We start from the raw sequence: 512 nt of genomic DNA, 5'->3' as shown, positions 1-512 counted from the left end.
ACTCAAAAGCGATCCGGACGATCCCAAGAGCTACGTGAACAAGCTGCACGACGACCGATACGTTCAGCTCGCTCGGGCATTCAATTTCGACAGCAGCGGAAATATCACGACGCCCGTGGTGGCGCAGGACGCGGCGGAAGTCACCCAGGTGATGAAGGACTACATCATCGCCAAGACACGCTTCACGAAGGACAAGGAACAGGCCGAGCTGCGCAAGGCGGCCGACAAGGACGCGGTCTATTATCAGAAGAACATCGCCAATATCGAGAGCGTGAAGGATCTGCTCGCCGACAGGAAGCTCATCGACATCGCGCTCGTCGCCAAGGACCTCGACCCCGCCAAGGTGACCACCGCCGATCTGCGCAAGATGTTCGATTCCGACCTGAACGACCCCAAGAGCTTCGTCAACACGCAGAAGGATCCGCGTTTCGCGGAGCTGGTGGCCTCGTTCAATTTCGACGACGACGGCGAGATCGCGCGGCTGCCGAAATTCGGGCCGCAGACCCGCGACC

1 protein-coding gene is annotated in these 512 nt (G+C 59.8%); it reads left to right on the top strand.

Annotation, left to right across the window (positions count from 1 at the left end; translation table 11 throughout):
* A partial coding sequence (locus AC1DS5_RS25655; protein ID WP_477721059.1) for a DUF1217 domain-containing protein occupies window positions 1-512 on the top strand: 512 nt, incomplete at both ends.

The organism is Polaromonas sp. P4_H1, from assembly GCF_056400945.1.
The sequence above is the reverse complement of the archived record's forward strand: the minus strand, read 5'-3'. Positions and strand labels throughout refer to the sequence as shown.